This window comes from Legionella jordanis (assembly GCF_900637635.1).
Classification (GTDB): Bacteria; Pseudomonadota; Gammaproteobacteria; order Legionellales; family Legionellaceae; genus Tatlockia; species Tatlockia jordanis.
Window position 1 is genome coordinate 3,018,356 of the sequence record NZ_LR134383.1, and the last position, 16,672, is coordinate 3,035,027.

The following is a 16,672-nucleotide window of genomic DNA, read 5'->3' on the forward strand; positions in this document are numbered from 1 at the left end:
CACCTTAAACATTTATTGATACTGAAAATAGTTTAACGTGTATTTATTAAGTCAAAATTAAGCAGACAGAGCTTTTTTGGTATTTTGTGTTAAAATTTTGTCTATAGCAAAATTTAAGCCTTTTTTAATTTCAGTTTTTCAATACTGGAGAGATCAATCTCGGGAGTTGAAAGTCCTTCGAGGCTCCAATGGGATTTGGAAAAAGCGTCAATGATGACTGGAATGTGGACTTGCGGAAAGTGGCGAAGCAATAATTGTTTATCCATAAACACGGAAAATGTTTTGCCATGCAATAAAGGCACATCCTGAATGGATAATTTTTTTTCAATGATATTTAATGCCAGCCAGGCAGCCGTATAGCCTTGTTCCAGGCTGGAAATGGCAACAGCTAGAATCCCGCCATCAATGATAAAAGACTCATAAATACCCACCACGGGAATTTTACTGTGCTCATTCATCCATTTCACTAAATCTTTGGCTTTAATTCGTTTATTGACATCAGTGATGGCATGGTAAATTGAAATTAATAGGATGTCGGCTTTATCTTCAGCCTCGTAAACCGCTTGTTGCCACTCAGCAAAGGTTTTTACCCGCTTATGAGCAACCAGTTCATAGCTTCCCCAATTTTGGCTGCTTATATCTTTATCCAACATGCGTGCAGCTTCAGAATCATCCGACAAATAATAGATTCTTTTTTGTTTGCGAAACAATAGGGACAAAATCTCACGAATCGCCTTAACCGGTATTTGCTCGGTGATGCCAGTCACATTAGGGGTGTTTTCATATTCCAGCCAGCGTTTACTGTCGCTGATGCCAGCCAAAATAATTTTAAGATTGCGACATGCGGCAAATTCTTCAACGGCCATGTTTTGCGCATCATTATCAAAGGCAATTAAAATATCCGGTTTCCAAGCTTTAATGGCCAAGTTTAATGACTTTCGCACTCTCTCGAGATAATCCGGGTCATGGTGATGCCGGGTATCCATGTAAAAATAGCGCAGACTGATGTAAGTTTTATCGCCAAATACCTTACGCACCCCTTCATTTAAGCTTTGCACCCAGGGCATGCTGGCACTATAACTGTGCAGAATAAAAATTCGGGGCTTATGCTGATGCTGATAAGCCAGAAAGAAAAAAACCGTCAATAAAAACAAAGTCGAACAGAATGTGGTGATGTACTTTTTACTCATAGCACACCAACCGCTCGCCAAAACGGTATGCTTAATAAAATCGCCAGCAGGCGTAACACAGAAAACCAGGCATTTAGAGTTACTGTTTTGCGTAAATCATAGGCTTGGGTTTCTTTGGCCCATTCTTCAAAGCAAAGAAAGTAGCTGGATTGATAAGGAAAAATCCAGGCTTCAGTTGCCATAAGAATTACAAAAGCAATGAGCCAGCTGTTTAATACGGCTTGCTGGGCGACAGGCATTAACAATGTAAACATCAAAGCGGGGGCAGCCATCGTTCCAAACAGCAAACCACCTAACCAGCTAAGCACATAGACAAGAATAAGAAACAACACCTGGTTCTGATTGGCGATTTGACTTAACCAGAATAAATAATCAACAATCCAGGCATCAATGCCAATTTCTTGTACACAGCGCATGATGCCAATAATGGCACCTAAGTAAAAAAGAAAAGGCCAATTAATACCATTTTTGAAATCATCCTTATTCAATATGCCTAAAGTCAGTAAAATAAAAAAAATGGCAAAGCTAATCCAGGCACTGGGTATTTGATGCCAGGATGAAAAAGCCAGGCCCAAGATTAAGCCCGTGATACTAAGAATGGCTGCCCACTCATAATTGTTGAGTTTCCCCAAAAGACGAAGCTCACGTCCAATGGCCAGTCGATTAATCAGCAACTCGTCCTCATTGCGAAACTGCAAGCTGTTTAACAGCAGGAAAAGAGCAATGAGAATGAATCCGGGCACTGAGGCCACGAAAAGCCAGTTCAGCCAACCGTATTGCCATTGAGTTTGCTCAGGCAGCATACCAAAGAGCACAAAATTGCTGGATTTTCCCGTTAAAAACATGACCGAAAGCAAAATACAACCATTAAAAGCAGCACAAGCCAAGCTATTAGCCGCCATACTTTTACTTTTAAGACCGGCTGTTTTGCGCATGTCTTCAAGCAAGGGGGCAATGAGCGAAACGCGAGCGCTTTGAGCTGTCATCACGGGTGTTAACAAAAGACCAATGCCAAATAAAACCAGTTGCAGAAGAAATTTATTTTTGGGCAAATGATTTAGAATAAGCAATGACAAGCGGTAGAACAGGCGTGATTTAACCAAAACGGCACCAATGCCAAATACACCAAGTGCCAAAAAAAAGCTGTCTGAACCAAATCCTGACAATAACACATTTTGATGAGCCAAGCCTAAAATGATGGTGGCTAAAATCATGAACACGGCTGGGACATACTCCGGAACCAAACGAAAAATCCACATGTTCAACGCCGCAGAGAAAATAACAACAAAATTGGTGCATGCCCAATTCATGGTCGTTTCTTTTAGAAGAAAGAAAAGAAAAGCAGGAAGGACTAGTGCCGTTAACCAACCCATGATGCTAACGACATGACTCGTGGACCACAAATTTTTATTCTCGTATCCTTGAAAATAGCTGACTATTTTATTTTCAGTCTGCAAAAATTGCAAAGAATAAAATCTAATAATTTTGATTACCTTTAGCCAAATTCGAATAAAAAAAAAATTATAGTTTTTAAAACTTAAATGAATATTAGCTACACTGTAAAGAATTTTAAGATTTTAACAAAGAGCATTGTGAAGCAATCCCAGCACAATCCTTGCACAAGAATTGCTTCATACTTAACTTAATGATTTTTTGGATAATTGTACATCCTAGCCTTCGGCAACATCGGAAGAGCGTATGCGTTGGGCTTCAATGACCAGCAATTTAAAATAATCATAAGACATGTAGAAATCGCCATGATCACCCACATTATCACCCCATGAATTACGCAAGGTTAATAAACCGCGATGTTTACGTCCCTGCTCATCAACGGCAATGGCATTGTCATCATAGCCTGTGATCACCATTTCGTGCCCACCAAAATTTCCACCTAAATAGACATCTCTGGCTATCTCTGGTGTTAGTACCCAAGTGTCATAAGTAGTCTTGTGGCTGCCAACAGCTCCCAAAAAGCCCAAATCAAAATCGAGCAGCAAAACACCAAAAGTGACGCGATCGCCTGCCCGCAGCGATAATTTTACGTCATTAAGGGTTTTCTCAGTATCGACACGATCTGAAAATGCTTGAACAACATCAAGAACAGGCGTCCAAGCTATCCTATCAGCAAGATTTTCGCTGTTTTGGTGATATTCCTCAGGATTCATGAAGCCTTCTGGAATACTTCCATCATGCACCGGGTATTCGGTGAGACCACCACAGCCCTGGGATTTTTGCAGCTCTTTACTGATGACGCCATAAACGTCCATTTGATTCAGCACGATGCGTCCGAATGAGCCATCCCATCCACTGGTAGAATAGGCGTTTTTCTCAAGATAATTACCCAGTTCCAATTGACATAGCTGGCTGATGTAATCGCCTTTATTCAGCGCAGCATCAACAGCAGCCGTGTTTGCAAATGTTACACAAGTACCATGGGCCCCCTGATCTAACACTGGGACATCATTCATGCCCAAGCTGACTCTGGAGTTGCCGTTTTCTGAAGTCGTTTGTTGACTTAATGAAGGTTGCTGCAAACGATTCAGCACGGTTTGCGCGCGCTTTACAAAATTTTGCTTCGCACGTTCAGATAATTGAATATTTAAGAATTTAATGTTTATCACTTCATTACTGGCCATCCTTGCGACCCGTTGATCTCCAGTTACTGCAGGGGGAACTGGCAACTTAGCAGACTTAGTCACTGTACCAGCGATCTTAACGTCTTGAGCGGTTAAGCTTCCGCTAACCATCATGGATAGAATGGCGACTCTCGCTAACTTCATAGTTAATTCTCCAGAATAATAGCCACCCAGTGTGGCGTCGAGAGTATATCATGTGGACCAAAATTATTCATTACGGGTTAAAATAAAACCACTAAAGTGCTATTTTAAATAAATATGATTTTTATTGAGCAGTTACTGGGCTGGACTGACCATTGAGGTTCGCCAAGGCGGAGAACATTTAATCTGTGTGCGTGTATTTTATAAAGATTTTAGGGAGTTGCTCAGGACTGAAACAGGCAAAAACCAAGCGATCCGTGGGTTTGCCGCTCAACAAATCAAGACACTGATTCCGTAATTTGGCTTCAAATTGGTAGCCGCATTTTTCAATAACACGACGGGATTTAACGTTATCAGGCTGACAGCAAATTTGCACTCGAACCGCTTTAAATACATCAAAAGCATAATGGCTAAGTGCAAGGGCTAACTCCGTCGCCAGGCCTTTGCCAGTAAAATGGCTATGAATCCAGTAGCCGATTTCAAAGTAGGGCACAAATGGGTCGCTCTCGTCATTATAACCACAGGCTCCAATGATAAGATTTTCCTGCTTTAGTACAGTGATGAAGGCCATCTCCTTCATTTCATCTGTGCCCCAGTGTTGCAAATTTTTATGGATGAAATTACGGGTGGTTTCAATACTCGGATCCCGGGCCCAGGGCATCCAGCGGGACAATTCCGGAAGCGATTCCTTAATGGCTTGGTTAAGAAAAACCTCATCACCGGCTTGTGGCGGCCTAAGAATTAAGCGTTCAGTCTCAATGATAGGGTGAAGCAGCATGTTTTCATCCTTTTAAAATCCGCGATGACATTCTATGAGTCCTTAAGCAATTTTTCCATAGACAACCGTATAAGATTATTGCCTCACCGTTTATCATAGAAAACCCGGCGAAAAATCAAGGCATGATGGATATGGCTTTTTTCATTTTACTCGTAGCAGCGATAGTCATTTATTTCTCTTGTGAATATTTCGTCAACGGCGTTGAATGGATTGGCCATCAATTCAATATTACTAAAAATGCCACAGGAACCATCTTGGCCGCATTCGGCACAGCATTGCCTGAAAGTATTGTTACCTTCGTAGCGGTGGTGTTTGGCAATAATCCAGCGCGAAAAGAAATCGGAATTGGCGCAGCAATTGGCGGTCCTCTGGTCTTGTCAACAATTGCCTATGGCGTAGTGGGACTCTCTTTTATTTTGAAGCAGAGAAACGAGAATATAAAGTTTCTTTCAGGACGTACTGAACAAAGCCTTAAGCAAGATCAGCGTTGGTTTCTTAGTATTTTTATTTTTAAAATTGCATTGGGTTTAGTGGCTTTTGTTTATAAACCCTGGCTTGGGCTCCTGTTTCTTTTGGCATACGTCATTTATGTATTTCATGAAATGAATGAAAAAGATGATTCTGAGCACCCTGATTATTTGGAACCCTTGAAATTTCGACCGCATGAGAGCAATCCTCCTGCAAAATGGGCATTGTTGCAAACGAGCTTGGCTTTAGCCTTGGTATTCGCAAGTTCGCAGGTTTTCGTTCATTATTTGGAAATACTGGGCACAGAATTTGGATTTTCACCACAAACGATGGCCTTACTAATCAGTCCTGTTGCTACTGAACTGCCAGAAACGATGAATGCCATCATTTGGGTTCGCCAGGGAAAACATATTTTGGCGCTTGCCAATATCAGCGGAGCTATGATGATTCAAGCAACGGTCCCCAGTGCATTTGGAATTCTTTTTACACCCTGGCTGCTCAGCAAAGCCTCAATATGGGGCGCAGCCATTACCATGCTGTCGATTTTAGGACTTTTTCTGTTGCTCCGTAAACAGGCATTATCACCAGGACGCTTAATGGGATTTGGGCTGTTCTATGTTTTGTTTGCTTTTGGTTTGTGGTTTATCTAGAAATTTAAAAGCTATTAATCAAGAGTTCTGAATTTTGCCATCTACGATATGAATTGCTCGATCCGCCATTTTTGCAAAAGAGGGATCATGGGTGACTACCGCGATCGCACGATTTTCCTCGTGAGCCAAGTTGCGTAGAATCATTTCCACATTTGCGCTCGAAGTTGTATCTAAATTTCCGGTCGGTTCATCGGCCAGAATCAGTAAAGGCTCATTGGCCAATGCGCGAGCAATGGCAACTCGTTGACTTTGCCCCCCGGAAAGTTGCTTGGGAAATTTATTATAATGAGAGGCTAAACCTAAATTGCTTAGTAATTGTTGTGCACGCGCTGTTATCTCTTGCGCGGGTAGTTTTCCTAAACGCTGCATAGGCAACATGACGTTTTCCAAAGCGGTGAATTCCGGTAAAAGAAAATGGAATTGAAATACATATCCCAATTGACTGAGTCTAATGGTTGCAAGTTCATCTTCTGGGCAACGGGTGATGTCCTGCCCATTTAGCCAAATCTTACCGCTGCTTGGCCTATCTAATAATCCCAATAGATAAAGTAAAGAAGACTTTCCTGATCCTGATGGCCCTGAGATCACCAGAAATTCTCCCTGCTGAATTTCCAGACTAATGTCATCAACAAGAGTAATTTCAATTTCCCCACTTAACGACCGACTAAGATGCTCAACCCTAATCACCGTGTCCATTACATCCCACCTCGCAAAATATCCACAGGCTGCACCGATGCAGCTTTTCTTGCAGGCAAAAATGCTGCAACCATTGCTGCCGTCAAAGCAAAGCCGCCTGCAATAAGAAATTGCACGTAACTCCAATCCAGTGGCATGTGAATGATTTCGGAACTACCAGGTGGCTTAAAGCTGACTTGCATTAGGCTATACATCAATAGACTGCCCAAGGGCAATCCAAGCAAACAACCAATTAAGCCTAATATAAAACCCTGGATGATAAAAATTAGCAAAATGTCTTTCTTGTGAAAGCCTATCGATTTTAAAATGGCAATATCCCGGTGTTTTTCCATAACGACTGTGGAAATTACATTATAAATTCCAAATGCCGCAACAATTAAAACAGCACTGACTACACTGTACATGATGATGTTGCGGATCACTAAAGTATTCAATAAATCTTCCGACTTCTCCTGCCATGAAACGCTCTTGTAACCCACTTGTTTTTCAATTTCAGCAGCAAGGGTGTAAGCCTGATAAGGATTAGCCAATTTAATCATGATGTTATTGGCACGATTGGCCCGATTAAGCAAAGCTTGTGTGCGTTTGATGTCCACAAAAGTCTGGCTGTTATCAAAATCAGAGCGGCCTGTGCGGAAAATCCCAAGGATTTTAAACGTTTTTACTTGCGCTGTCGGAGCTGTAACGTTGATATTATCCCCCATGTTTAGAGATAATTTATGCGCCAGTTCGTTACCAATGATTATTCCATCCCGATTCACAATTAAATTATCAACCGTCCCTGTTAGCATATAATTTTCAATGGTTGAAACTTTTTTAATTTCCTCAGGGACCATACCATTTAACGTGATGGCCACATCTTTTCCGGCATAACTGACGAGACCCTCCCCCACAAGCACGGGGGAAACAATCAAGCCCGGTATATTTTGCAGGTATTTAATGATTTGCTCATAACCACGGACCCCTCTGGTCTCCGTCAAAGGCTTAACACGTCTTAATTCAATGACGCCATGCTTGTAAATTTTTTCAACAGGTTGGCGGCGAGGATTGCGATATTCATCAACAATGGTGATGTGCGGCGAATTATCAATTAAACGTTTAATAAAATCTTTTTCTGAACCTTGCATCAGCGAAGAAATACTGAGAAAGAATGCCACCCCTAACACAATACCCATTAAAGAAACCAGACTTTGGCGTTTTCTGGCAAGTAAATGTTTAATGGCGATCAGGATAAACAGTTTCATTCCTTTTCCTGGTCAAGCAGCACCGGACGTACACGCATTCCTTCTTTCAAATCTGCACTCGGATGCAAAACAACCAAATCCTTTGTGCTGGCTCCTTTTATAATCTCTATTTTTTGCAAGCCCTTCGTGCCGACTACGACTGAAGCCTTTCTAAGGCGGCCATGTTCAACCTTCCAAACTTCATTCTTCACCAGAGTGCTTAATGGCAATAACAAAGCATTCGTCTTCTCATGAAAAATGATATTCGTTTCCGCAGTCATACCAATCAGTAAAGGGGTTTGCTGCGAAAGCCTAATTCGCACTCGATAACTGCGCGCTATGGGATCCCCTTTCGGAGTAATGCTTTGTACTTGACCGTAGAACATTTTGTTTGGGAAAGCATCGGCTTGAATTAATACTTTTTGGCCTACGCGGACATCGGCAATGTCTTCTTCATCCACTTCGGTGGAGATTCTTAAAGGGGCGCAGCAAGATAACCAAAATACAGCCTGATTCGCGGGAATTAATTGGCCAATTTCACCGTCGCGGCGAATGATTTTACCGTCAGCAGGGGCAATCAGCTTGAGATAGCTTATTTTGGCCTCAGTGGCTTTGACTTGAGCAATGGCAGCTTTCCATTCTGAAACCGTGCGATCATACTCATCTTTGGAAACCATTCCTTTTTTAATGAGCTCAGCATTGCGTTCAAAACGCTTTTTTGCCAATTCTTCCCGCTCTTTTTGCTCATTTAAGGTTTCTTGTAGATCAATGTCTTCCAATTGGGCAAGGACTTGCCCTTTTTTTACATCACTTCCTTCGTCGACATTCAGCTGAATTAGACGGGCAGTGACTTGTGAGGAAATGGGCATCATTACGGTGGGTTCTACTGTCCCTGTGGCATAGGCAGCTTGGACGGCCGTTCCGATGATTGGATGGACTACTTCAATGGCCTTCCTTGGCCAAAAACCAAAACCAATCCAGGCTGCAAGAAACAGCAAAGTGCTTAGCGCCAAAAGCAGCAATTTCTTCATAATCCAAGAATGCCTTTGAATTTGATCCAAAAATTCGTAACAGCAATATCATTCAGCATAGCACGGGATTAGTATTGGTTTGAAATGCTCAAAAATCAGGGTTAGTTTATTTTTTTAGCCCTTCTACCGCCAAACGCTGTCGGTCTTGCAATCTTAAGGCAGTTAAATGTCCTCCCCACAAACAGCCGGTATCGATGGCAAAAATGCCAGTCCCGGGGGTCTTTCCTTCTAAAGCAGCCCAGTGTCCAAATACAATATCAACGGCAATGGCTTTGCGCGAAGGGACAGCATACCAGGGAATATGATCAGAAGGGGAATCGGCAAGGGTACCTTTATATCCCAGAAGTAAACAACCATTGTTGTCACAAAACCGCATGCGTGTAAAATAATTGGTAATGACACGCAATCTCGTTAAACCACTTAAATCTTCAGACCAACAAGCCGGCTTATTGCCATACATATGACTAAAAAAATTTTGGTAATGTTCTCCTCTTAATGCCGATTCCAGTTCTACTGCATGTTCTTTGGCTTCAGCCAAATCCCAAACGGGTGGAATACCAGCATGGCACATAACTACATTCAAGTCTTGGTCATGGTGTAAAATAGATTGTTGGCGCAACCAATGGCCTAACTCTTCGCGATCTTCGGCGACCAAAATCGCATGCAGGCTGTCATCAGAATTGACATGTGGATGATTGCCAAACAACCTATTTAATAAGTGGAGGTCGTGATTGCCCAAAGTAATATGAGGTTTAAGCGGTAATTGTTTTACAAAACGCAATACTTCAAGAGATTGTGGGCCTCGATTTACCAAATCGCCCACGAACCATAACCTATCTCGCTTCTCGTCAAAATCAATGTGCTCTAGCAAGCGTTGCAAAGGTTCATAACATCCCTGCACATCACCAATTGCATAATCAGGCACCGTTGGTCACTCCCGGCTGTAGCCTAACCTGCAAAGATGCCGTGTTAGCGGGTTGTTGCCATTGACCTGCTGCATTCAAATGCAGCAGTGGATTGCTAGCATAATTCACTTGCTGGCGGGTGAAATGGTGATTAAATTGCGACTGGTGAATCAATTCAGTGGCTGACATACTGTTGCTTTTACCAGTATTTAAATTATATACCTGCACCTCATTGGGTAAGGCTACAGCGTATTCGGAGAAAACCACTCCTGTGTGCATTTGCTGGTTATTCGCTTGTTCAAAGCGAGACTGGATATTGCCATCGGGGCTTACACGGTGCAAACCCAAAGACAAAAAGGCATTTTGAACCGCTTGCCAGTTTTTAAATTCCGGATGCTCTCTTACGAACAGCTTAAACATATCAGCAGACATCAACATTCCTCCGGGCACCATAAACAAAGGAGCTTTATTGACCATGATGCGACCAGCATCGAGTGATTTGCTTAGCCATTGAATGAATTCAATACCTATTTGTTGCTCAATCTCATTGATGGATTCTGGCGTTCCACCAGCAAACGTACTGACTCGTGCATAACGGCCACCACGCGAACCATAATGCCTCACTAAAAACTGATTAAAATAACGCTGTAGGGCAATGGCATTCGCACGGATTAGAATCGCACCTAATGTGCCTGCCCCTTGCAAATCTTCATTAAGCAAAGCCAGCCATACGGCCAATACTTGCGGATTGGAAGCAATCCAGCTGAAACCGCTGATGGGCATAAGCATGCGGGCTAGCAACAAATTAAGCCGGCGTCGAAGGTCCTCGTCCGATTCTTTTAAAAATTCATAGCTGTAGTGACTGCCCATTGCAGCCAAATTTTCGAGTAATGGGTTCCATTGTTTAAGGAATTGGCCATTATTGTCATAAAGGGTGATGCTAAAATCGATTTGTAATTTACCGATCCCTTGCAACATGGCAGCCGAAAAAAGAGCATATTGCCATAATTTTTGCTCTTCTGATAATTCCTGAATACCCTCTTTAATGACGTATTGCTTAAACAAGGAAAGCGCGGCTTCCGTCCTGTTTAAAGCATGATCCAACAAGCCGCCCGGTTGCGAGTAATAACTGTTGGCTGTTTCTGGAAGGTTTTGGCAGTGATTAACAAAGTTATGGATTAAACTCAAGCAGAGACTGTCGAATCGCGGCTCCTCCAGGGTGCTCGCATCTCTAATTTGCATTAGTAAAGCTTTGCGCTTTTCTTCTGCCATTATGACTGGAGCCTGAATAATGCGTATTAAATCGCTTAAAGACTTAGCCTTTAGTGACTTGGTTTTCTTTCCATAACGATGAAACAAAATCAATCTCCAAAATTTAGATTACTATATATTTTACACTAATTGTCCATAAATTTCGCCAATCGAACATATTCTGCAATTGAAAGCTGCTCAGGTCGCAGACTGGCATCAATGCCTAAATCATTTAGCTGCGCAGCATTTAAAAATGGTTTCAGATTGTTCGCCACGGTCTTTCGTCTCATTGAAAAAGCCTGCGCCACCAAATGTTCAAGTCTGGCTACATTAACTGCAGGAAAAGGCGATTGCCGATAAGGCTTTAAACGAACAATCGCGGAATCAACCTTAGGCTTTGGATAAAAGGCTTCAGGTGGAACATCAAATAAATAAGTCACATCACAAAAATATTGCAGCATAATCGTTAAACGGCCATAGGCTTTTGTGCCTGGTTCTGCGGCAATACGAAGGACGACTTCCTTTTGCAACATGAAATGCATGTCATCTATAAATGGCGCGTAATTGACTAAGTGAAGCAGCAAAGGCGTTGAAATGTTATAAGGCAAATTACCAAGGATCCGCAGATGCTTGCCCCATTGGCTGTAATCCACGGTTAGCGCATCAGCGGACAACAGCGTTAGCTTCTCTTCTGCCTCTGGCAACTGCCTTAAATGCTCAAGTAAATCCTGATCAATTTCAATCGCGTTAAGGTGGTTCAATTGTCTTAGCAAGGGCTTGGTTAATGCACCCAAACCCGGGCCAATTTCGACAACCTTATCCTCTGGTTTTAAGTTCGCTGCGCTTAAAATTTGGTTAATAATTTGGCGATCTTGTAGAAAGTTCTGGCCAAAGCGCTTGCGTGGATTATGTTTCACTTATCTTACCTCAAAATCAAAGACAAATTATATCAAAAATTTTTACAATTGATTATTTATTTTGTTTTAAACGACTGCTTTATTCACAGCAATAACGATCAGGCGAAACTGGCCTTCTGTCTCTTATATGAGATAGAAAAAACTGTTCATTTTGAATTAAATCATGCTACTTTTAATCTTCATATGGCTTGGAGAATTCTAAAAAAAATGCTTGATTATTTACTGGAACTAAGACGAAGAGCTCTGCATGTAATAATGTTCTTCGCTCTATTTTTTTTAGTGTTTTTCTTTTTTGCAAATGACCTATTTTCCGCCCTGATTAAACCCCTGCTAAATGCTTTAAGCGCAAATGAATCACTAATCGCCACACAGATAACCTCACCCGTTTTCACACCAATCAAATTAGCCGCCAATGCCGCCATGCTGTGCACAGCCCCCTTTGCACTCTTACAAATTTGGCAATTTATTGCCCCAGGATTATATCGGCAGGAAAGGCAGCATTTGCGGGCGGCAATGATCATGAGCTTTGCTTTATTCTTGTTAGGATTATTATTTGGTTTCTACATTGTCCTGCCTTTTATGTTTCATTTTTTTGCCAAGGCAGTCCCTTCAGGCGTGAAGTTATTGCCTGACATGGCCAATGCCCTGGATTTTATTACGCGGATGCTGCTGCTGTTTGGTTTATGTTTTCAGGTGCCTTTACTCTGCCTGACCCTGGTCCAGTTAGAATGGATTGATATAACTCTATTAAAAACAATTCGTCCTTACGTCATCGTGGCAGCCTTTGTCATTGGCATGCTGCTAACCCCGCCTGATGTGTTCTCGCAAATCATATTGGCAGTTCCACTTTGCCTGTTGTATGAATTGGGCATCGTGCTCGCAGGCTGTGTACAACCAAAAATCAATGATAAAAACTACCCCAATAAACAATCAACGGATTAAGTATTTTTCCTAAAAGCAGTGCGGCCGCGAGAATCACAAGAACGGCATAATCATTAATGGAACTCAACAATCCTGCTTTAGGCGCGGGAAGAGGCTTTTGCTCCTGGAGCCAGTTCTTGATTGCTACACATACTGGCAAATACAATAAGGCCGCAATTTCCATATAAAGACGGGACTCCATTAGCTGACCAAAAAATAATAAGCATAGAAAATAAAAAAGCATGGGATAGCGTAAAGGACGGTATTGCAGAGGAATAAAATCGAAGAAGATAAACCAAAATAGGGGTAAACCCGCAAAACAAAACAGGAATAAAAAGATATGTTCCTCTTGCCAAAGCCAAATTAAATTCACTTCATAATGCGTGTAATAGGGATAGCGAAAGTAGAGCTCAAAGAATTCACCGGCTTGGTGATGAACTAAAAGATATACGCATAGGCGCACCAATAGGTAAGCCAGAGCAGCTGCAAACATGGGTTTTATTACCGCCCTAAGATTTTGCCAATGCAAGGCTGGAATCATCAGAACGAGTAACAGACTGGTTTCGCGGTTCAGAGTGGCAACCATGAGCAAAATGACATAATAAAGCCATTGAGAACGCAGGCAAAGCCAGAATCCCGCAGTCAGGAATAGCAGAGAAGCGCTGTCATAGGGGTAAAAAAAGGCTGCTCCCCCATTCATATTGAAACGGTAATTGACCACCGTTATCAAAGGCAGTAGCAAAATGAAGAGCCAACTTAACAGCTGTGCTTGCTTGGGCTTAAATTCTTCCATCAATAATTTAACCAAAACCAGAAACAATGCACTGTTAATTAACAATTCCAATAAAAAAAAGATCTGGTAAGTTTCCAAAGGCAGGAATAAAGAAAAAAAATGGGCAATTGCCGGAACAAGCAATCTCTGCCCATAGGGCAAAGGAGCGTTGAACTGGACGAGTTTATCCAAAGTCGCGGCCGTGTACTGGCCTGTTAACTTCAGATGCATGAAGCTATAACTGAAGATCAATAAAATTGTTAGGCCATGAGTTTTATCGTTTAACCAATTTCGTTTCATTCCAGTGTCATGCAATTCAAGATCTAGCGAGGCTAACCGATATTAGAAGCAAAAGGCAAGAAATGACTAAAACGGGGAGAGAATGATGAATAAATCGGCAAAATTTAACGTCGGTGAGCGAGTCATTCATAAACAACATGGCTATCGTGCGGTTATCATTGATGCTGATCCTTATTTTCAAGCTTCAGGGCGTTATAATCCGCAAGCCATGAAACGCGAATTTGCCACGCGCAATCCCTGGTATAGGCTTTTAGTGGATGAGAGCAGTCAGATCACTTATGTGGAAGAATGTTTCCTTAAGCCCGATCCCAGCTCGCTTAAAATTAATAACCCCAATCTTGAAACTTATCTCCATGAGAGCCATGGAAAATATCACAGTAATAGAATCCAGCATTAATCTTGTTGGATGGTTTATCCCTTAGGTTTGTCTAAGGAGAAATACCAGGAAAGCAACAAAAGCAATTAAAATGAGAGCCAAAATTCCCAGGGTTGAAAAACTTTTAGCGAGTTTTTCACGGCTGAACTGATCAGGCCGTCCCTTAATGGCTCGATACAAGACCCAAATAATCAAAGCTGCACCAAGAATGCCTAAAATTTGATACAATGTTTCCATTAATTGCTTTCCTTCTCTTCAAAATCAAATGCATCTGAAAATAACTGCTCTTTTTTGACCCCATAGAGCAGCAAAACATCACGAATGGCAAAAACCATATCAAATGGGCCTGCAATCACCACTTGCCACTCTTTCAAATCTTTAGCATGATGGTCCAGAATAACTGAAGCCAATGTCTCCCTGCTGCTTTGGGACAAAGAAGAAAAATAGTGAAAGCGCGCCACGTGAGCCTGCCATTGCCGCACCTTATCGTCAAGATACAAATCACTTTGTGAACGTGCACCCCAAAATAATTCAAAAGAACGCTTATCTCCTGTTGCCAACAATTGTTCAATCATGGCTTTAATGGGTGCAAAACCGGTTCCGCCTGCAATAAACAAAATGGGCTTGTCAGCTTCCAATCGATTTAAATAGCAATTTCCCAGTGGCAGATGGATTTGAACCTTCCCTTTACTTTTGATTTCATTAAGAAGTTTTTGATTGCTGCTGTTCTCTTGACTGTGGCGAATATGCAACTCATATTGGTGCGAACCTAAAGGAGCATTCGCAATGGAATAACTCAATTCCCCATCTGGAGTAATGACTTGCAAATATTGTCCTGCTTCATATTCAATGTATTTAGATGGTCTTAAGTAAACTTGCAAAATGCTGTCCGTTAAAGGATTGATTTGCTCCACGTCAGCCGTAATCAATTTTGTCATTCCCCTAACCCCAGCTCCGGCCAAAAAGCTTCCACTCTTTCAATGACTTCCTTAGCCATCACAATGGGTTTCCCCCACTCCCGCTGAGTTTCCCCTGGCCATTTGTTGGTCGCATCAAGCCCCATCTTAGAACCAAGTCCTGATATGGGGGAGGCAAAATCTAGATAATCAATGGGTGTATTGTCTACCATCACCGTGTCCCGCAGCGGATCAACGCGAGTGGTCATCGCCCAAATGACGTCCTGCCAATTGCGCGCATCCACATCATCGTCGCAGACGATGACAAATTTTGTGTACATAAATTGCCTTAGGAAAGACCAAACTGCCATCATGATGCGTTTGGCGTGCCCTGGGTATTGCTTTTTGATCGTCACCACTGCCAAACGATACGAGCAACCTTCAGGAGGCAAATAAAAATCGACGATTTCCGGGAATTGCTTTTGCAATAGAGGTATAAACAGTTCATTTAAAGCCAAGCCCAAAATCGCTGGCTCATCAGGTGGACGTCCTGTATAAGTGCTGTGATAGATTGGTTTTTCCCGATGAGTAAGGCGTTCTACCGTAAAAATGGGGAATTTTTGCACCTCATTGTAATAGCCCGTGTGATCGCCATAAGGGCCTTCATTCGCCAAAGCACCCGGTTCAATATAGCCTTCGAGAATAATTTCAGCACTGGCCGGCACATGCAAACGATTACCGATGCAGGAAACGAGTTGTGTGCGCTGCCCCCGCAGCAATCCAGCAAAGGCGTATTCAGACAAACTGTCAGGAATTGGCGTCACTGCAGCCAGTAAAGTAGCCGGATCGGCTCCCAAAGTGACCACAACCGGGAAGCGCTCATTTGGATAAACTTCCTGCCAGGCCTGATAATCGAGAGCACCCCCCCGGTGCGACAACCAGCGCATAATGAGTTGGTTTTTGCCAATCACTTGTTGGCGATAAATGCCTATATTTTCGCGCTCTTGATGAGGCCCTTTGGTAGTCACCAGCCCCCAGGTGATGAGCGGCGCTGCATCTTCAGGCCAACAGGTTTGAATGGGCAAGAGATTAAGATCCACTTCGTCCCCTTCCCAGACGTATTGTTGACAAGGCGCATTGCTGACGTATTTCGGTGCCATATTTAAGGCTTGTTTCAGCAATGGCAACTTAGTGAACGCGTCTTTAAAACCCTTTGGCGGTTCGGGTTCTTTGAGTGCTGCCAATAATTTACCCACTTCCCTTAAGGCACTGATGTCCTCCTCACCCATGCCCAATGCAACCCGTTCCACAGTACCGAATAAATTGCTTAATACAGGAATATTACTGCCCTTCGGATGGCTAAAAAGAAGTGCAGGCCCCCCTGAACGCAATACCTTATCGCTCACGGCAGTCATTTCAAGTTGAGGAGAAACAGGATAGGAAATGCGCTTTAGTAAACCGCGGCTCTCCAATTGGGCAATAAAATCACGAAGATCGGCGTATTTCATAAGGGTGCTACTC

General features: G+C 42.5%; 17 protein-coding genes. 3 read left to right on the plus strand and 14 right to left on the minus strand.

The features are described from left to right. Nucleotides 1-113 precede the first annotated feature (113 nt). From EL203_RS13665 to EL203_RS13680, 4 genes are all read right to left on the minus strand, one after another. Nucleotides 114-1,190, minus strand: coding sequence for an ABC transporter substrate-binding protein (locus tag EL203_RS13665; RefSeq protein WP_058471688.1), 1,077 nt, complete (start codon nt 1,188-1,190; stop codon nt 114-116). Then, nucleotides 1,187-2,593, minus strand: coding sequence for an SLC13 family permease (locus EL203_RS13670; protein WP_126320130.1), 1,407 nt, complete (start codon nt 2,591-2,593; stop codon nt 1,187-1,189). Before EL203_RS13670 ends, EL203_RS13665 begins: the two co-directional genes overlap by 4 nt. A gap of 267 nt (nt 2,594-2,860) precedes the next feature. After that, nucleotides 2,861-3,970, minus strand: coding sequence for a C1 family peptidase (locus EL203_RS13675; protein ID WP_058471686.1), 1,110 nt, complete (start codon nt 3,968-3,970; stop codon nt 2,861-2,863). 178 nt (nt 3,971-4,148) lie between these two features. Beyond that, the gene (locus EL203_RS13680) at nt 4,149-4,745 is read right to left on the minus strand and encodes a GNAT family N-acetyltransferase (RefSeq protein ID WP_058471685.1); all 597 of its coding nucleotides are present in this window, start codon (nt 4,743-4,745) and stop codon (nt 4,149-4,151) included. 131 nt (nt 4,746-4,876) lie between these two features. Between EL203_RS13680 and EL203_RS13685 the strand changes: the two genes are divergently transcribed. Continuing rightward, a complete protein-coding gene (locus tag EL203_RS13685; RefSeq protein WP_232003966.1) occupies nt 4,877-5,863 on the plus strand; it encodes a sodium:calcium antiporter in 987 nt (328 codons plus the stop codon). Nucleotides 5,864-5,881: 18 nt separating this feature from the next. On the opposite strand, the gene EL203_RS13690 is transcribed toward EL203_RS13685, so the two are convergent. The 6 genes from EL203_RS13690 to rsmA form a co-directional block, all read right to left on the minus strand. Continuing rightward, on the minus strand, nt 5,882-6,559 hold the full coding sequence (locus tag EL203_RS13690) for an ABC transporter ATP-binding protein (RefSeq protein WP_058471683.1): 678 nt from the start codon (nt 6,557-6,559) through the stop codon (nt 5,882-5,884). Further along, on the minus strand, nt 6,559-7,803 hold the full coding sequence (locus EL203_RS13695) for an FtsX-like permease family protein (protein WP_058471682.1): 1,245 nt from the start codon (nt 7,801-7,803) through the stop codon (nt 6,559-6,561). Before EL203_RS13695 ends, EL203_RS13690 begins: the two co-directional genes overlap by 1 nt. After that, on the minus strand, nt 7,800-8,813 hold the full coding sequence (locus EL203_RS13700; RefSeq protein WP_058471681.1) for an efflux RND transporter periplasmic adaptor subunit: 1,014 nt from the start codon (nt 8,811-8,813) through the stop codon (nt 7,800-7,802). The genes EL203_RS13695 and EL203_RS13700 overlap by 4 nt, the downstream gene beginning before the upstream one ends. Nucleotides 8,814-8,919: 106 nt before the next feature. Continuing rightward, entirely contained in the window at nt 8,920-9,738 is an 819-nt protein-coding gene (locus EL203_RS13705) for a symmetrical bis(5'-nucleosyl)-tetraphosphatase (RefSeq protein WP_058471680.1), read from the minus strand. Continuing rightward, a complete protein-coding gene (locus tag EL203_RS13710; protein ID WP_058471679.1) occupies nt 9,731-11,077 on the minus strand; it encodes a conjugal transfer nickase/helicase domain-containing protein in 1,347 nt (448 codons plus the stop codon). The genes EL203_RS13705 and EL203_RS13710 overlap by 8 nt, the downstream gene beginning before the upstream one ends. Nucleotides 11,078-11,115: 38 nt before the next feature. Beyond that, nucleotides 11,116-11,886: a 16S rRNA (adenine(1518)-N(6)/adenine(1519)-N(6))-dimethyltransferase RsmA gene (gene rsmA / locus EL203_RS13715; protein ID WP_058471678.1), complete on the minus strand. Its 771-nt coding sequence runs from the start codon at nt 11,884-11,886 to the stop codon at nt 11,116-11,118. 207 nt (nt 11,887-12,093) lie between these two features. Here rsmA and tatC point away from each other — a divergent pair, with 207 nt between their 5' ends. Next, entirely contained in the window at nt 12,094-12,828 is a 735-nt protein-coding gene (gene tatC / locus EL203_RS13720) for a twin-arginine translocase subunit TatC (RefSeq protein ID WP_058472250.1), read from the plus strand. On the opposite strand, the gene EL203_RS13725 is transcribed toward tatC, so the two are convergent. Further along, complete coding sequence (locus EL203_RS13725; RefSeq protein ID WP_058471677.1) at nt 12,788-13,879, minus strand: hypothetical protein; 1,092 nt, start codon at nt 13,877-13,879, stop codon at nt 12,788-12,790. The genes tatC and EL203_RS13725 overlap by 41 nt on opposite strands. Before the next feature lie 85 nt (nt 13,880-13,964). Here EL203_RS13725 and hspQ point away from each other — a divergent pair, with 85 nt between their 5' ends. Then, entirely contained in the window at nt 13,965-14,276 is a 312-nt protein-coding gene (hspQ, locus tag EL203_RS13730; protein ID WP_058471676.1) for a heat shock protein HspQ, read from the plus strand. Nucleotides 14,277-14,297: 21 nt separating this feature from the next. On the opposite strand, the gene EL203_RS13735 is transcribed toward hspQ, so the two are convergent. Genes EL203_RS13735 through ubiD form a run of 3 tightly spaced genes read right to left on the minus strand, consistent with a single transcriptional unit; the run spans nt 14,298 to nt 16,659 of the window. Then, a complete protein-coding gene (locus EL203_RS13735; protein WP_058471675.1) occupies nt 14,298-14,492 on the minus strand; it encodes a hypothetical protein in 195 nt (64 codons plus the stop codon). Next, nucleotides 14,492-15,193, minus strand: coding sequence for an NAD(P)H-flavin reductase (locus EL203_RS13740; protein ID WP_058471674.1), 702 nt, complete (start codon nt 15,191-15,193; stop codon nt 14,492-14,494). Before EL203_RS13740 ends, EL203_RS13735 begins: the two co-directional genes overlap by 1 nt. Next, nucleotides 15,190-16,659: a 4-hydroxy-3-polyprenylbenzoate decarboxylase gene (ubiD, locus tag EL203_RS13745; RefSeq protein WP_058471673.1), complete on the minus strand. Its 1,470-nt coding sequence runs from the start codon at nt 16,657-16,659 to the stop codon at nt 15,190-15,192. The genes EL203_RS13740 and ubiD overlap by 4 nt, the downstream gene beginning before the upstream one ends. Between the last annotated feature and the right edge of the window lie 13 nt (nt 16,660-16,672).